The 14504-nt window shown below is 71.9% G+C and carries 17 protein-coding genes; 6 read left to right on the forward strand and 11 right to left on the reverse strand.

The window, feature by feature from the left end:
- Positions 1 to 11 precede the first annotated feature (11 nt).
- The 5 genes from ACFYZ8_RS07705 to ACFYZ8_RS07725 form a co-directional block, all read right to left on the reverse strand.
- Positions 12 to 446, reverse strand: a complete 435-nt coding sequence (locus tag ACFYZ8_RS07705) for a hypothetical protein (RefSeq protein WP_359036737.1) — start codon at positions 444 to 446, stop codon at positions 12 to 14.
- 28 nt (positions 447 to 474) lie between these two features.
- On the reverse strand, positions 475 to 1308 hold the full coding sequence (locus ACFYZ8_RS07710) for a DUF1206 domain-containing protein (protein ID WP_359036739.1): 834 nt from the start codon (positions 1306 to 1308) through the stop codon (positions 475 to 477).
- Between the two features lie 52 nt (positions 1309 to 1360).
- Complete coding sequence (locus ACFYZ8_RS07715) at positions 1361 to 1579, reverse strand: DUF5133 domain-containing protein (RefSeq protein WP_359036741.1); 219 nt, start codon at positions 1577 to 1579, stop codon at positions 1361 to 1363.
- A 21-nt stretch (positions 1580 to 1600) separates the two neighbouring features.
- Complete coding sequence (locus ACFYZ8_RS07720) at positions 1601 to 2458, reverse strand: SigB/SigF/SigG family RNA polymerase sigma factor (protein WP_359036743.1); 858 nt, start codon at positions 2456 to 2458, stop codon at positions 1601 to 1603.
- Positions 2459 to 2662: 204 nt separating this feature from the next.
- Positions 2663 to 3106, reverse strand: a complete 444-nt coding sequence (locus tag ACFYZ8_RS07725; protein ID WP_359036745.1) for an ATP-binding protein — start codon at positions 3104 to 3106, stop codon at positions 2663 to 2665.
- 212 nt (positions 3107 to 3318) lie between these two features.
- On the opposite strand from ACFYZ8_RS07725, the gene ACFYZ8_RS07730 reads away from it, so the two are divergent.
- The 3 genes from ACFYZ8_RS07730 to ACFYZ8_RS07740 all read left to right on the forward strand — a co-directional run bounded on the left by ACFYZ8_RS07730 (position 3319) and on the right by ACFYZ8_RS07740 (position 5803).
- The gene (locus ACFYZ8_RS07730) at positions 3319 to 3528 is read left to right on the forward strand and encodes a hypothetical protein (RefSeq protein WP_359036747.1); all 210 of its coding nucleotides are present in this window, start codon (positions 3319 to 3321) and stop codon (positions 3526 to 3528) included.
- An 82-nt stretch (positions 3529 to 3610) separates the two neighbouring features.
- Entirely contained in the window at positions 3611 to 5089 is a 1479-nt protein-coding gene (locus tag ACFYZ8_RS07735) for an aminotransferase class I/II-fold pyridoxal phosphate-dependent enzyme (RefSeq protein WP_388531474.1), read from the forward strand.
- A 258-nt stretch (positions 5090 to 5347) separates the two neighbouring features.
- Positions 5348 to 5803: a cyclic nucleotide-binding domain-containing protein gene (locus ACFYZ8_RS07740; RefSeq protein ID WP_359036751.1), complete on the forward strand. Its 456-nt coding sequence runs from the start codon at positions 5348 to 5350 to the stop codon at positions 5801 to 5803.
- A 233-nt stretch (positions 5804 to 6036) separates the two neighbouring features.
- On the opposite strand, the gene ACFYZ8_RS07745 is transcribed toward ACFYZ8_RS07740, so the two are convergent.
- A complete protein-coding gene (locus ACFYZ8_RS07745) occupies positions 6037 to 7335 on the reverse strand; it encodes an MFS transporter (RefSeq protein WP_388531472.1) in 1299 nt (432 codons plus the stop codon).
- Positions 7336 to 7443: 108 nt separating this feature from the next.
- The gene (locus tag ACFYZ8_RS07750; RefSeq protein ID WP_359036755.1) at positions 7444 to 8061 is read right to left on the reverse strand and encodes a LysE/ArgO family amino acid transporter; all 618 of its coding nucleotides are present in this window, start codon (positions 8059 to 8061) and stop codon (positions 7444 to 7446) included.
- Positions 8062 to 8130: 69 nt separating this feature from the next.
- Between ACFYZ8_RS07750 and ACFYZ8_RS07755 the strand changes: the two genes are divergently transcribed.
- Positions 8131 to 9021, forward strand: a complete 891-nt coding sequence (locus tag ACFYZ8_RS07755; protein WP_388532118.1) for a LysR family transcriptional regulator ArgP — start codon at positions 8131 to 8133, stop codon at positions 9019 to 9021.
- On the opposite strand, the gene ACFYZ8_RS07760 is transcribed toward ACFYZ8_RS07755, so the two are convergent.
- Positions 9004 to 9726: a TetR/AcrR family transcriptional regulator gene (locus ACFYZ8_RS07760; RefSeq protein ID WP_388531470.1), complete on the reverse strand. Its 723-nt coding sequence runs from the start codon at positions 9724 to 9726 to the stop codon at positions 9004 to 9006. The genes ACFYZ8_RS07755 and ACFYZ8_RS07760 overlap by 18 nt on opposite strands.
- 109 nt (positions 9727 to 9835) lie before the next feature.
- On the opposite strand from ACFYZ8_RS07760, the gene ACFYZ8_RS07765 reads away from it, so the two are divergent.
- Entirely contained in the window at positions 9836 to 11065 is a 1230-nt protein-coding gene (locus ACFYZ8_RS07765; RefSeq protein ID WP_388531468.1) for a saccharopine dehydrogenase family protein, read from the forward strand.
- A 108-nt stretch (positions 11066 to 11173) separates the two neighbouring features.
- Positions 11174 to 11428, forward strand: coding sequence for a WhiB family transcriptional regulator (locus ACFYZ8_RS07770; RefSeq protein ID WP_359036762.1), 255 nt, complete (start codon positions 11174 to 11176; stop codon positions 11426 to 11428).
- 37 nt (positions 11429 to 11465) lie between these two features.
- Here ACFYZ8_RS07770 and ACFYZ8_RS07775 read toward each other — a convergent pair whose 3' ends face one another.
- Genes ACFYZ8_RS07775 through ACFYZ8_RS07785 form a run of 3 tightly spaced genes read right to left on the reverse strand, consistent with a single transcriptional unit; the run spans position 11466 to position 14493 of the window.
- Positions 11466 to 11918, reverse strand: a complete 453-nt coding sequence (locus ACFYZ8_RS07775) for a DUF6098 family protein (RefSeq protein WP_359036764.1) — start codon at positions 11916 to 11918, stop codon at positions 11466 to 11468.
- 59 nt (positions 11919 to 11977) lie between these two features.
- Positions 11978 to 13795 carry a sensor histidine kinase gene (locus ACFYZ8_RS07780; RefSeq protein ID WP_388531466.1) on the reverse strand — a complete coding sequence of 606 codons (1818 nt, stop codon included), beginning with the start codon at positions 13793 to 13795 and terminating at the stop codon, positions 11978 to 11980.
- Positions 13792 to 14493 carry a response regulator gene (locus ACFYZ8_RS07785; protein WP_388531465.1) on the reverse strand — a complete coding sequence of 234 codons (702 nt, stop codon included), beginning with the start codon at positions 14491 to 14493 and terminating at the stop codon, positions 13792 to 13794. Before ACFYZ8_RS07785 ends, ACFYZ8_RS07780 begins: the two co-directional genes overlap by 4 nt.
- Positions 14494 to 14504: the final 11 nt, after the last annotated feature.

Consider the following 14504-nt stretch of genomic DNA (forward strand, 5'->3'; position numbering starts at 1 on the left):
GGTTCTTCTCGTCACAGGTCCGTGGGCAGACCGCTCACCTCGGCGATGCCGCGCAGCTCGTCGTCGAGCCGCCGGCGTTCGCGGATGTAGTCGGCGATCTCACCGAGGCGGACCGGGTCGGAGGCCGTGTCCGCGTCGGTGACCACCCGGATCGGGCTGGGGCTGTCATCGACATGGAGTTCGATCACCTGGTTGTCCATGCGGCCGGTCACCGCGGTGGCGATGACCAGGGCGGCCTCGTCGCGGATCTCCTGGGGCAGCCCGTCCTGCTGACTGTCCTCCAGCGCGAAGTCGAGCGCGGGCAACTGATGTTCCTCGATGGCCCGCAGGACCGGCCGGACCACACTGAGCAGCAACTCGTAGTCGTTCGAGGCCATGCGGACGCGCAGAAGGTCCAGGTAGACGTCCACGGGCCTACCGTCGGGCGGAAGCTCGGGTTCGTTCATGTACCCCGGGTTCCCCGTGTGCCGCCGCTCAGACCCGCCGCCAGCGGGCCATCGCGAACGAGAACACCCCGAACAGCACCAGCCCGACGGCGACCAGGACGAGCAGCCACGGCCCGAGCGGGGTGCCGGCGAAGGAACGCAGCGTGTCGTCGAGGCCCTTCGCCTTGTCGGGCTCGTAGTCGACCGCCGCGCTGACGGCGAACGCGCCGGCCGCGGTGAACACCACACCCCGCGCCACTCCGCCGCCGACCCCCGTCACGTCGACCAGTTTCCTGACCCGCGGGCTCATCGCGCCGAGCTTGAGCTTGTCGTGGAAGGACCTGCGCAGCGCCTGGGCGGCGATCCACACACCGGCCACCGCGACGCCGACGCCCGCGACACCCACCAGCCACTGGCCGCCCGGCCACTCCAGGATCCGCGCGGTGACGTCCTTGGACTGCTTGTCGCTGGATCCGCCGCTGCCGGAGCCGACGGCGAAGGAGAGAACCGAGTAGGCGACGAACGCGTAGAAGACGCAGCGGGCCGCCGACAGCAGCCGCTTCGTGGCCTTGCCGCCGTCGGGGCCGACCGCGCCGAAGACGACCTCGGACAGCCGCCACAGGGCCATGCCGACGAGCCCGATGCCCAGCGCCCACAGGACGACGGAACCGAACGGCTTGTCGGCGAGGGCGGCGAGGGCGCCGCCGCGGTCGGCCTGGCGCTTGCCGTCGCCGAAGGCGATCTGCAGCGCCAGTACACCGACCAGCAGGTAGATCACCCCGCGGGCGGTGAAGCCCGCACGGGCGGCGCCCTCCATGACGGAGCCGCGTGCCGCGCGTCCGGCCTCCATCCGGCCGGTACCGGCCGTGGAGCTCGTGGTCATGTCGACTCCCTGAAGTCCGGACCGCCCTGGCGGGCGGTCCCTTGGAATACGGTCAGTCGGCCAGCCGGGCGCGTTCGGGTATGGCCGCGAGCAGGCGGTGAGCCGTCTCCAGGGCCAGCCGCACGTCCCGCGTGCCGGTGGATACGCAGAGCGTGTAGGCGAGGTCCCGGGCGCGCGGACTCGGTTCGGCCGTCCTCGCGGCCTCCTCGGCCCGCAGCGCCTCGTACTCCTCGACGAGCCGCCGCAAGAAGGTGCGATCGGGTATCAGCATCCGGCTGCCTCCTCGTGCTCTCTAGGCCTCGGCCGGTCCGTCGGCCTGCCGCCTGGCCCGGTCGGCCAGTGCCTCGTCACGCACGCGTGCGCAGCTGCGGCTGATGAGGCGGGAGACGTGCATCTGCGAGATGCCGAGCTGGTCGGCGATACGGCTCTGGGTCATGTCCTCGAAGAAACGCATGTAGAGGATGGCGCGCTCGCGTTCGGGCAGCTTGCGCAGGCCTTCCTTGGCGGACTCGCGGTCGACCACGACGTCGTAGGAGGTGTCCGGGCCGCCGAGGGTGTCGGCGAGGCTGTAGCCGTCGTCGCCGGCCGAGAGTTCGGCGTCCAGGGACAGGGTGCTGAAGCTTTCGAGGGCTTCCAGTCCGGTGGTGACCTCTTCCTCGGTGAGGCCGGTGTGGGCGGCGAGGTCGGCGGGCGTCGGTTCGGGGGCACCGGGGTTCTGGGTGAGTTCGCGCCGGGCCACCCGCACCTTGTTGCGCAGTTCCTGCACGCGGCGGGGCACCCGCAGGGCCCACATGCGGTCGCGGAAGTGGCGCTTGACCTCGCCGGTGATGGTGGGCACGGCGTAGCTCTCGAAGGCTCCTCGTTCCGGTTCGAACCGGTCGATGGCCTTCACGAGCCCGAGGGCGGCGACCTGGCGCAGGTCCTCGAGGGACTCGCCGCGGTCGCGGAACCGGCCCGCGATGCGGTGGGCCATGGGGAGCCAGGCGGTGACGAGTTCGTCGCGCAGGGCGTCGCGTTCGGGGCCTTCCTCCAGCCCGGCGAGCCGGGCGAATTGGGCCATGGTGTCGGGGGCGTCGTCGTGCCGCCGCCTGCCAGAGGTGGTGGGACGGTCCTGGGTGGTGGGACGGCTGGTCGACGTGTCGGTGAGCATGCGGATTCGCTCCTGAAGAACGGGTTCAGGGTCTGACCGCGGGAGGAACGACGCCGGGGCCGCCGAAGGGTGGCCCGCAGCAGCCATACCGCTCCCGCTGGCGCGCCTCCGGTCCGAAGCACGAAACTGCGTCTGCCCTGCTGTATGGGGCCCAAACTCCGCTGTCGAAACTCCGTTTCCGGCGGTTTCCCCAGGGGCGTCGGATCAGCTCAGTGGCACCACGGCGGTGATGCGCTTGCCGCCCGAGGGCAGGTCGGTCACGCGGACGTCGCGGGCCAGCCGGCAGACGATCGGCCAGCCGTGGCCGCCGGGCCGCCACCTGCCGTTCGGGTCGACGGGCTCCTTGGTGACCGGCAGTGCGGCGCTGCGGTCGCTGACCGAGACGCACACACCCCGGCCCTCCACGGTGACGTGGAAGTCGGTGACGCCGCCGCCGTGCAGGATGGCGTTGGTGGTCAGCTCCGAGGCGACGAGCAACGCGTCCGACAGTGCCTGCGCGTCGCACGGGGTGTGGGTGGCGCGGCACCGCTCGGACACGGCCCGCTCGACCGCCTGGCGTGCCTCGGCCGGCCTGCACGGGCGGGAACGAACGCGTCGACGTGGGATGGAGAGGTCGGGGGTGGCTTCGGTCCTGTGCTGCTCGCACATGACGTGGCTCCTGATCATGGATCGACTGGCTTTCAGGTCGGAGAAGCAGAAGCCGGGCCCGGCCCGGCCCACGGACAGCGGGGCTGCCGGTTACGGTGCGCGCTCTCCGTGGACCTCTCTTCTTCGGCTGACCCTTCCCCGCCCGGTCAAACCTCCCCGATTCGGGCGGGATGCCCGGCCATTCGATCGCGTTCCGGGGGTACGCGAACCGCATGACTGATGTGGTGGACTCAGATGAACTGCTGCGCCGGCTGCAGCGCGCCCGGGCTTGTGCGGCGGAGGAGGAACAGTCCTGGCGGACGCGGAGCGAGGAGTTGCGGCCCTCCGATCCGGCTGCCGCCCAGGACGCCGCCGTACGCACCCTGGCCTACGAGGCCGTGACCCGGGTGCTGGACGAGGTGCTCAGGCCCGGCAGTCGCTGACCCCGGTGCCGTACGGCCTCCTGGCCGCCGGGGCTCCGGTCCGTACTGATTGATCCATGTCCGGGCCGGGCACCCGGAGGCAATGACTGCCGACCACACCCAAGCACCGGTTCTGGAAGCCCTGGCCGACTACCACCGCAGGGGACAGCTGTCCTTCGCGCCGCCGGGACACAAACAGGCCCGTGGCGCCGATCCCGCGGTGCGGGAGACGCTGGGCGACGCGGTCTTCCTGGGGGATGTGCTGGCCTCGGGCGGTCTGGACGACCGGCTGACCCGGGGACGGGTGCTGGAGCGGGCCGAGGAGCTGATGGCCGACGCCGTGCACGCCGACCACACCTTCTTCACCACGTGCGGGAGTTCCCTGTCCGTGAAGGCGGCCATGCTGGCCGTGGCGGGACCGCACGAGAAGCTGCTGATCGGGCGGGACGCGCACAAGTCGGTGGTGTCCGGTCTGATCCTGTCCGGGATCGAGCCGGTCTGGGTCGAGCCGCGGTGGGACGCGGAGCGCCACCTGGCGCACCCGCCGTCGGCCGCGGAGTACGAGCAGGCCTTCGAGGCCCACCCCGACGCGAAGGGCGCCCTGGTCACCAGCCCGACCCCGTACGGCGCCTGCGCGGCGCTCGGGGACATCGCCGAGGTCTGTCACCGCCGTTCGGTCCCGCTGATCGTGGACGAGGCGTGGGGTGCGCACCTTCCCTTCCATCCCGACCTGCCGTCGTGGGCCATGGACGCGGGCGCCGACATCTGCGTGACCAGCATTCACAAGATGGGCAGCGGCCTCGAACAGGGTTCCGTCTTCCATCTGCGGGGCGATCTCGTCCCGCCGGACCTGCTGAAGATGCGCGCCGACCTGCTGGGCACCACCAGCCCCTCGGTGCTGCTGTACGCCGGCCTGGACGGCTGGCGCCGGCAGATGGCGCTGCGGGGCAAGGAGTTGATGGGCGGGGCGCTGGACCTGGCGGCTCGCGTCCATGCCGCGATCGAGGAGATCGACGGAATGCATGTCAACGACCGGGACGACTTCTGCGGGCCCGGTCTGGCCGACGATCTCGACACGCTGCCCGGCGTCATCGACCTTTCCGAACTCGGGATCAGCGGCTTCCAGGCCGCGGACTGGCTGCACCGGCACCGGCACATCGACGCCCATCTCAACGACCACCGGCGTATCGGGATGCAGATCACCCACGGCGACGACGAGGAGACGACCGGCGAGCTGCTCGCGGCGCTCAGGGATCTCGCCCGGGCCGCGCCCGGGTTGGACCCGGCCCCGCGGATGGAGGTCCCGCCGCCCTCCGAGCTGCGCATGGAACAGGTCACGCTGCCCCGGGACGCGTTCTTCGGGCCGGCCGAGAACGTCCCGGTCGCCGATGCCGCCGGGCGGGTCGCGGCCGAGATGATCACGCCGTACCCGCCGGGGATCCCCGCCGTGCTGCCCGGCGAGCTGCTGACCAAGCCGGTGCTGGAGTACCTGCGGTCCGGGCTGGCCGCGGGCATGAATCTGCCCGATCCCGCCGACCCGAAGCTGGAGACGATCAGGGTCGTAAACACACCCACGCAGTGAAACCGGTCACGCACCTCGGATTTGGTTGCGCGAAATCGCCATGGATGGTTTACGGTTCATCCATACGTGGTGACGGGGTCGACACACCGTCCTCCGACACCACCTATGACTGCCCTGGCTGGCCTCCCCCGTCCAGCCAGGGCTTTTTCATGCCCCGCGCAGATCCTCACATCCGCCGAGGTGCCCCGGACGGCGGCAGCCGCTGAAATGGGCGTAGGCACAACACCGGAATCCATCGCCGGCGAGGAGCCACGCCTCATGACCAAAGCGATCAAACTGCTGACCGCACTGCCGCAGCCGCAACGCCAGAGCCTGATGAAGCTCGCCAAGGAAGTCTCCTTCCCCGAGGACTTCCACATCTTCGAGGCGGGCGGTACGGCCGACCGCTTCTGGGTCATCCGCTCCGGGGCGGTCTCGCTCACCCAGGAGGTCACCACCCATCAGCGGGTCACCGTCGCCGCGCTCGGCTCCGGCGACCTGCTCGGCTGGTCGTGGCTGTTCCCGCCGTACCGGTGGGACTTCGGCGCGGAGGCCTTCAGCCCGGTCCGGGCCCACGAGTTCGACGCGCAGGCGGTGCTGCGACTGTGCGAGGAGGACCAGCAGCTCGGCATGATCCTGGTCCGCAGCGTGGCCGAGATCCTGGCCCACCGGCTGGAGACCACCCGGGGCAAGCTGATGGAGCAGTACGGTTCGCGCCGCAGGAGCGGCCTGTAGGTCTCAGACGCGGTGACGGCGCAGCGCGGGCACGGCGAAGGCCAAGCCGGCGGTGCCACGCCCCGCCGCAGAAACGGCCTGCAGGCCTCACGCTCGACAGCGACGCGGCGCCGGCACCCCGAAAGCCGGGGTCGACTTGACGACGACGACCAGAAGACCACCCCCGGCAACCGCGGCGCCGACCCGGAACACCGAGCCGGCAACGCCGTACCTCGCCGCAGGAACGGCCGGCCTCAGACCCGGTAGCGGCGCAACCCCGGCACGGCGAAAGCCAAGGCCAGCATGACGACAACGACCAGAAGACCACCCCCGGCAACCACGGCGCGGGCACCGAAGGCCGAGCCGGCGGTGCCGTGCAGGACGTCGGCGAGGCGCGGGCCGCCCGCTACGACCACCGTGAAGACCCCCTGCATCCGGCCGCGCATCTCGTCGCTGGCGGCGGAGAGCAGGATCGCCCCGCGGAAGACCATCGACACCATGTCGGCGACCCCGGCCACCGCCAGGAACACCACGGCGAGCCACAGACTCCCGCTCAGCCCGAACCCGGTGATGGCCACGCCCCAGGCGACGACCGCCCCGATGACCATCCAGCCGTGCCGGCGGGCCCGGGAGAAGGTGCCCGAGAACAGCCCGCCCACCACCGCGCCGATGGGGATCGCGGCGAACAGCAGGCCCAGCGCGAGTCCCTCGCCGTAGGGGGCGTAGGCCTCGGAGGCCAGCTGCGGGAACAGGGCGCGGGGCATGCCGAACACCATGGCGATGATGTCGGCGAGGAAGGACAGCAGCAGCACCTTGTGCGCGGAGATGTACCGGAAGCCCTCGGCGATCTCGCGCACGCCCGCCCGGCGCGCCACCGCGCTCGCCGGCGGCGGCAGGGAGGGCAGCCGGTACACGGCCCACACCGTCACGCAGAGCGCCAGGGCGTCGATGAGATACAGCTCTGGCAGGCCGATCACCGGGATCAGCACACCCGCGAGCAGCGGGCCCATCACCTGGCCGGTCTGCATGACCGTCGAGCCGAGGGCGTTGGCGGCGGGCAGCTGGTCCTCGGGCACCAGACGGGCGATGGAGGCGTTGCGGGCAGGGGAGTTGAGACCCCAGAAGGCCTGCTGGACCGCGAGCAGGATCATGAGGGCCGCCACCGAGTCGAGCCCGCTGACCGCGTGGAGCCAGAACAGGACCGAGGTGACGGCGATACCGCTGTTGGTGATCAGGAGCAGCTTGCGGCGGTCCATGCTGTCGGCGACCGCGCCGCCCCACAGCGCGAACACGATCAGCGGCAGCAGTCCTGCCATGCTCGCGGCGCCGACCCAGGCGGAGGAGCCGGTGATGTCGTAGATCTGCTTGGGCACCGCGACCGCGGTGAGCTGGCTGCCGACGGCCGTGACGATGGTCGAACTCCACAGCCGGCGGTAGGCCGGGATGCCCAGCGGGCGGGTGTCCATCGCCCAGCGGCGCCGGCCGCGCCGGGGTGGCGGCGCCTCGTCCGCGGCCGGTGTCCGGGGTTCGGTGCTGCTCTCGCCGGTGTCCACGCGCTTCCTGGTTGCTCGTTACATCTAACGGATCCAGGGTCGACTATCGCAGCATCGTCAGGCGTTCGGGACGCGATGTCTCAGGGTGTGGACCGTGCGCCCGAGTCTTCACGCTCCGGCCACGAGCGCGGCGCCGAGGGCGATCATCGTCGCGGCGACCAGGCCGTCGAGCACCCGCCAGGCGGTCGGCTTGGCGAGGAACCGGCTGAGCAGCCGGGCACCGAAGCCGAGCGCGGCGAACCAGCACAGGCTGGCGAGCACGGCGCCGAGCCCGAAGGTCCAGCGCAGCGGGCCGCGGTCGGCGGCCACCGAGCCCAGCAGGAAGACGGTGTCCAGGTAGACGTGCGGGTTGAGCCAGGTCATCGCCAGACAGGTCAGCACCGCCCGCCTGCGGGAGCCCGTCGCCTCGCCCTCGGCCCGCAGACCCGACTCCCCCGGGCGGAAGACCCGGCGGGCGGCGAGGGCGCCGTAGCAGAGCAGGAATCCGCCGCCGATCCAGCCGACCAGGCTCAGCGCGCCCGGCCAGGCGACCACGACGGCACCGACTCCGCCGACGCCGAGGGCGATGAGGACGGCGTCGGACAGGGCGCAGATGCCGACGACGGCCAGGACCGCGTCGCGGCGGATCCCCTGGCGCAGGACGAAGGCGTTCTGGGCGCCGATGGCGACGATGAGCGAGAGGCCGGTGCCGAAACCTGCGGCGGCGGCGGACAGAGAGGCTGGCATGGCTTCGACGGTACGGAGTCGATCACTGCCCGTACAGCTAAAGATTCTTACGTATCATTAGTTGTCGTGATGATGACCGAGCTTCCGCTGGATCAGGTGCGGACTCTGCTCGCCGTGGTCGACGAGGGCACGTTCGATGCCGCGGCGGCGGCTCTGCATGTGACGCCTTCTGCGGTGAGCCAGCGCGTGAAGGCGCTGGAGCAGCGCACGGGGCGGGTGCTGCTGGTGCGCACGAAGCCGGTGCGGCCGACCGAGTCCGGCGAGGTGGTGGTGCGGTTCGCCCGGCAGCTGGCCCGCCTGGAGCGGGACGCGCTCGCCGAGCTGGGCATGCCGGGCGAGGGGGAGGTGACGCGGGTCTCGGTCGCGGTGAACGCGGATTCCCTGGCGACCTGGTTCCTGGGGGCGCTCACGCGGGTCCCGCAGCGGGAGCGGCTCTGCTTCGAGCTCCGGCGCGAGGACGAGAAGCGCACGGCGGAGCTGCTGCGGGAGGGGGTCGTGATGGCGGCGGTGACGTCCTCGGCGGAGGCCGTCGCGGGCTGTTCCGTACGGCTGCTGGGGCGGATGCGGTATCTGGCGGCGGCGAGTCCCGGGTTCGTCGAGCGGTATCTCGGCGGGCCGCTCGCGGACGGACTCGCGGGGGCGCCGGTGGTGACCTTCGACCGGAGTGACGACATCCAGGACGGGTTCCTGCGGGGGCTGGGACGTGCTGGGGCAAGCCCTGTGCGGCACGCGGTGCCCACGTCGGAGGGGTTCGTGGAGTCGGTCGCACTGGGGCTCGGGTGGGGGATGGTGCCGGAGGTGCAGGCCGTGGACCTTCTGCGTGCGGGACGTCTGATCGCCCTGGCGCCGGACCGGCCGGTCGACGTCCCGTTGCACTGGCAGCAGTGGAAGCTGGACTCACCCGCGCTGGCCGCTGTGGCGGAGGCGGTGGCCGCGGCGGCGTCAGAAACCCTCCGATGACCTGCCGGCGCCGCCGAGCTGTTTCTCCGCGCTGTCCAGGAGCATGTCCAAGGCCGTCTCGTAGGCGCTGGTGACCATGCGGGCCGCCAGGAGGGGTGCCGCCTCGGCGATGCGGGGATAGCGGTCGGCGGGCAGGCGCGCGTACGTCGAGTGCCATTGGTCCTCGTCGGCGTCCAGTGCGGCGCTCGGCAGGGCCAGCGACGCCGCGTCCAGGGCCGCGAACGCCAGCGTCTGGTCGATGAAGGCGTGGTAGATCCGGACCGTGTCGGCCAGCGGGAAGCCCGCTGTGCGCAGGACGCCGAGGACCGCCTCGTCCGCGGCCAGTTCGTTGGCCCGGCCGGTGACCCTGCTGGTCGTCAGCACAGCGGCCTGCGGGTGGGCCACGTAGGCGGCGTGGATGCGCAGGCCCACCTCGCGCAGGTCCCTTCGCCACTCCCCCGTCGGCCGCCAGCCCTCCAGCGCGTGGCCCATCAGGGCGTCGCCGATGGCCAGCGTCAGGTCGTCCATGCCGCGGAAGTAGCGGTAGAGCGTGCTCGGGTCGGCGTCGAGGGCCAGGCCCAGGCGGCGCGCGGTGAGGCCGGTGCTGCCGTGCTCGCGGAGCATGCGCAGGGCCGTCTCGACGATCAGCTCCTCGGAGAGCACGGTCCCGCTCCTGGTGGGCCTGCGCCGACGGCGCTTCTCCTCGGGGACCACGGGTTTCGGCATCGCAGGCCTCCTTATGCCAACGCCATTGACCTTAAACGAGCGCACGGCGTTGTATCTCCGCCAGGGCCCCGCACATCTGCGGCCTTCGACCCGTAAGGGAGTGTTTGTCATGCGTGTACTGCTCGTGGGCGCCGGGGGCGTCGGCACCGCGATCACCCGGATCGCGGCCCGGCGGCCGTTCTTCGACACGATGGTCGTCGCCGACTACGACCCGGCCCGCGCCGAGGCCGCGGTGGCCGCGCTGGGCGACCTGGGCGACCTGGGCGACCGGTTCCTTGCCGAACGGGTGGACGCGAGCGACGAGTCGGCGGTGACCGCGCTGCTGGAGCGGCACGCCTGCGACGTCCTGCTCAACGCCACCGACCCACGGTTCGTCATGCCCCTGTTCCGGGCGGCGCGCTCGGCCGGGGCGGCCTATGTCGACATGGCGATGTCCTTGTCACGTCCGCATGCCGAGCGGCCGTACGAGGAGTGCGGGGTCAAGCTGGGCGACGAGCAGTTCGCCCAGGCCGAGGAGTGGGAGAAGGCGGGAGCGCTGGCCCTGGTCGGCATGGGCGTGGAGCCCGGCCTCTCGGACGTCTTCGCCCGGTACGCGGCCGACGAACTCTTCGACGAGATCGAGGAGATCGGTGTCCGTGACGGTGCGAACCTCACCGTCGACGGCTACGACTTCGCGCCCTCCTTCAGCATCTGGACCACCATCGAGGAGTGCCTCAACCCGCCGGTGGTGTACGAGGCCGACCGCGGCTGGTTCACGACGGAGCCCTTCAGCGAGCCGGAGGTCTTCGACTTCCCCGAGGGCATCGGCCCGGTCGAGTGCGTGAACGTGGAGCACGAGGAGGTGCTGCTCGTGCCCCGCCAGGTCGGCGCCCGCCGAGTGACCTTCAAGTACGGCCTGGGCCGCGAGTTCGTCGAGACGCTGAAGACGCTGCACCGGCTGGGCCTTGACCGCACCGAGCCGGTGACCGTGCCGAGTCCCGCCGGGCCGGTCGCCGTCTCGCCCCGGGATGTCGTGGCCGCATGTCTGCCCGACCCGGCGACGCTGGGCGACCGGATGCACGGCAAGACCTGCGCGGGCACCTGGGTGAAGGGCGTCAAGGACGGGGCGCCGCGCGAGGTGTACCTCTACCACGTGGTCGACAACCAGTGGTCCATGGCGGAGTACGGCTGTCAGGCCGTGGTGTGGCAGACCGCCGTGAACCCGGTCGTCGCCCTCGAACTCCTCGCCGGCGGCGCCTGGACCGGCACGGGCGTCCTCGGTCCTGAGGCCTTCCCGGCCCGCCCCTTCCTGGATCTGCTGACCGCGTACGGCTCCCCGTGGGGCATCCGCGAGCAGTGACCGGACACATCTCACAGGACCCGGTTGTTTCACTGCGCATCGACAGGTGACCCGAAAACGTGTAAGGCATCCACGAGGGCACGTACGACCAGATCGCAGGTGACTTTGATGGACAACTGGCGAGACCATGCCGCGTGCCGCCGCGAGGACCCCGATCTCTTCTTCCCGATCGGCAACACCGGCCCCGCACTGGTGCAGGCGGAGCAGGCCAAGTCGGTCTGCCGGCGCTGCCCCGTCCAGGGGCAGTGTCTGCAGTGGGCCCTGGACACCGGGCAGGGCATCGGCGTCTGGGGAGGCACCAGCGAGACGGAACGCCGTGCGCTGGCCCGCCGCGCGGCCGCCGCGCGGAGAAGGTCCGGCTGAGGGGCGAGCCTGAACGGGTCCGGCTGACCGGGCCCGTTCAGTGGCCGCCCGTGCGGCGCAGTGGCCCCCAGGGGTTCTCCTCCCGGTCCACCGCGGCCCGCGCCTCGTCGATCACGCCGGGGTCGATCCAGCACATCGGCCGCACGTCCCCGACGAGCGGTTCGTTGTCCGGCCCCCGGCCCCGCTCACGCCCCTGGAGGACCCAGGGGCGTACCCCTGGGCCCTTCTCGTGCGGCAGATGGGAGTAGTCGTACAGGCGCCGGGCGACCCACAGCTGGACGGGGCGCCCCTGCCACCACTCCTCGACGTCGAGCGGGTTCGCCGACAGTCCCGGCAGGGCCAGGCCGGTGAGCTCGTCGGTGCTGGACGCGCGGGCCAGGTCGATCTCGGGGCCGCGGGACCAGCGGACGTAGAGCCGCTCGTGTCGTTCGGCCAGGCTTCCCAGTTCGGCGAGTGTCCGCACCACCGGCAGCCCGTCCGCCACGCTCATGTTCCGGCCTCCCTCTCCCTCTCGCGGGTCTACGGGGTACCCGCAGGCCACGAACGGAATCAGGCGTCCGGCCGGGGGTCCCGGCCCCCGGGCATCCGCAGGGTGAAGACGCTGCCGCTGCCGGGCTCGCTCGCCGCCGCGACCGTGCCGCCGTGGGCCGCGACCAGGTGCCGGACGATGGGCAGGCCGAGGCCCGAGCCGCCGGTACGACGGCTGCGGGACTTCTCGGCGCGCCAGAACCGGTCGAAGACGTGCGGCAGGTCGTCGGGCGCGATGCCGGTGCCGGTGTCGGCGACCTCCAGGACGATGTCGTCGCCGTCCCGGCGCACCGACAGGGTGACGGTGCCGCCGGCCGGGGTGTGGCGCAGCGCGTTGGAGACCAGGTTGCCGAGCGCCTGCCGCATGCGGACCGGGTCGGCGTCCAGCCAGGGCTCACCGTCGACGTCGGTGCGCAACTCGACCCGGGAGGCGTCGGCGGCGACCCGGTGGGCCGCAGTGACCTGCTGGAGGAGTTCGTCGCAGCGGACGGGTTCGCGGTGCAGCCGCAGGGTGCCGGCGTCGGCGTCGGCGAGGTCCTGGAGGTCGTCGATGACGCGCTGGAGGACCAGCGCCTCCTCGTGCAGGGAGGACAGCAGGGACGGGTCGGGGTCGACGACGCCGTCCCGGGTGACCTCCAGCCAGCCGCGGATGTTGGTGAGCGGGCTGCGCAGTTCGTGGGCGATGTCGCTGACCATCGCCTTGCGCTGGGCTTCGAGGCGCTCGCGGCGCTCGGTCAGGTCGTTGAAGGCGACGGCGAGGATGCCGGTCTCGTCCCGGGTGGTGACGGGCACGCGCACATGGAGTTCGGGCGGCTGCTGGGCCGCCGCCGTGAGCGCCCGCAGCGGCCGTACCAGCCGGGTGGCGACCAGGGCCGTCGCGGCGACGGTGACGGCGAGCACGAGACCCGCGGTGCCGACGACCTTGGCCTTGTTGGCCGGGGACATGTCGAACAGGACCGCCGGGGTGTCCCCGGTGCCCAGGAAGAGTTCGGCCACCGGCGCCACATAGGGGTCGAGCTGGGCGCGGCGGGCCTGGTCGAGACAGGGCTGGGCCAGGCGCGCCTCCTTGCCGACGAGTTTTCCGGACAGGGGGTCGCGTACGTCGAGGCCGGTCGGTTCGCCGCCCAGCAGCACGGCCCGCCCGGGGTTGAGACCGGCCTTGGTCAGGCAGACGCGGGCGAGCTGCCTCGCCTCCTTCACCGCCTTGTCCTCCGTCGGCGTGGGGGTGTTGAGCCGTCCGTCGGCGCAGGCGTCCGGCACATAGCGGGGCGCGGAGCCGGTGTCCGGGTCGGTGAGGAGGGTCCGCCCGCTGGGCGTACGGCTGAGGCGGGTCTCCACACCGAACTTGTCGAAGCAGAGCTGCCGTTTGTGGGCCAGCGCGTCGACCTTGGCGCGTTCCGCCCCGGTGAGCCGGTACGGGCCCACCGCTCGCGGGTCGATGCCGGGGACCTGGGCACCGCGCTCGCTGTAGGTGTCGGTGTGCAGCGGGTCGACAGCGGCGGCCGCGCTGGGTGGCAGGGAGGTGCCGGGGGGCGCGGAGTCGGCGATGATCCGCCGGTCCACGCCGGTCAGAGCGATACGGCGACCGGTCTTGGCCGACAACTCCCTCACGGTATGCGCCACTTGGGACCAGTCCGGATGGGTCGACGCGTAGCCGCTGAGCTCGGCGAGGACGTCCATGTCGTCGGCGAGTGCCTGCCCCTGCTCCTCGCGCAGGGCCTGGGTGGTGGTCGCCACGGCCAGCCAGGCCGTCGCGGCCACCGAGCACACGGCGATGAGCCCGGACGTGATCAGCAGGCGGACCAGCAGCCGCTTGTGCAGGGGTATCCGCGCGCTCATCCGCGGCCGCCGCTGAGCTTGTAGCCCACCCCGAACACCGTCAGCAGCCGTGCCGGGCGGCGCGGGTCGGCCTCGATCTTGCGGCGCAGGTTCATGATGTGCACGTCCACCGCCCGCTCGGTGGAGGCCCGGTCGGTGCCCCGGGTGACCTCCAGCAACTGCCGCCGCGAGAAGACCCGTTCGGGCTCGGCGACCATGGCCAGCAGGATCTCGAACTCGGCCGGGGTGCACTCCACGGGCGCCCCCTCGCACCGCACTTCATGCCGGACGGGATCGACGGCGAGGTCTCCGGCCCGGACGACGGGATCCTGCTGCCGGTCGGGTACGGCACCCCGTCCGCTGCGCCTGAGGACGGTCCGGATGCGGGCCATCAACTCCCGTGGGCTGTACGGCTTGGTCATGTAGTCGTCGGCGCCCAGTTCCAGGCCCAGCAGGACGTCGTCCTCGCCTGACCGTGCGGTGAGCATCACGACGGGGATGTCCGCGTCGCGGCGCAGCAGCCGGCACACCCCGAAACCGTCGATCACCGGCAGCATCAGGTCCAGCACGACCAGGTCGGGAGCGACCCGCCGGGCCGCGTCCAGGGCGGCCCGCCCGTCGTGGACCACGGTGGCGGTGTGGCCCTCCGCGAGCAGGGACCGCCGTATCAGTTCGGCCTGCATCTCGTCGTCCTCGGCGACCAGCACATGTGCGCACACCCGGCGGATCC

Source organism: Streptomyces sp. NPDC001668 (assembly GCF_042893155.1).
GTDB lineage: Bacteria > Actinomycetota > Actinomycetes > Streptomycetales > Streptomycetaceae > Streptomyces.